Annotated in this window: 1 protein-coding gene; it reads right to left on the bottom strand. The window is 40.2% G+C overall.

Going from position 1 to position 891, the window contains the following annotated elements:
* The coding region (locus tag KQI58_RS22435; protein ID WP_216411149.1) for a hypothetical protein at nucleotides 1–891 on the bottom strand (891 nt) is incomplete at both ends.

The raw sequence follows: 891 nt of genomic DNA, 5'->3' as shown, positions 1-891 counted from the left end.
CTAGTTGAATTCGAATCACTGATCGAAGTACTTTCGCTTGTGCTGTCGCTCGTACTTACAGATGTGCTTCCACTATAGCTTCCTGACTCGCTTGATGATTCACTTACACTTGTCGAAATAGATTCGCTAATTGATGCACTGATTGAATCACTAATACTTGTGCTTTCACTATTACTTTCGCTTGTGCTAGTTGAGTTCGAATCACTGATTGATGTGCTTACACTTGTACTGTCGCTATCACTCACGCTTGTACTTTCAGATCTTGAATCACTGATTGAATCGCTAATACTTGTGCTTTCACTATCGCTTTCGCTTGTACTAATGGAGTTCGAATCACTAATCGAAGTACTTTCGCTTGTGCTGTCGCTCGTACTTACAGATGTGCTTCCACTATAGCTTCCTGACTCACTTGATGATTCACTTACACTTGTCGAAATAGATTCGCTAATTGATACACTGATTGAATCGCTAATACTTGTGCTTTCACTATTACTTTCACTTGTGCTAGTTGAATTCGAATCACTGATCGAAGTACTTTCGCTTGTGCTGTCGCTCGTACTTACAGATGTGCTTCCACTATAGCTTCCTGACTCGCTTGATGATTCACTTACACTTGTCGAAATAGATTCGCTAATTGATGCACTGATTGAATCACTAATACTTGTGCTTTCACTATTACTTTCGCTTGTGCTAGTTGAGTTCGAATCACTGATTGATGTGCTTACACTTGTACTGTCGCTATCACTCACGCTTGTACTTTCAGATCTTGAATCACTGATTGAATCGCTAATACTTGTGCTTTCACTATCGCTTTCGCTTGTACTAATTGAGTTCGAATCACTAATCGAAGTACTTTCGCTTGTGCTGTCGCTCGTACTTACAGATGTGCTT

It is taken from the genome of Enterococcus raffinosus, from assembly GCF_018917525.1.
GTDB lineage: Bacteria > Bacillota > Bacilli > Lactobacillales > Enterococcaceae > Enterococcus_A > Enterococcus_A raffinosus_A.
The sequence above is the reverse complement of the archived record's forward strand: the minus strand, read 5'-3'. Positions and strand labels throughout refer to the sequence as shown.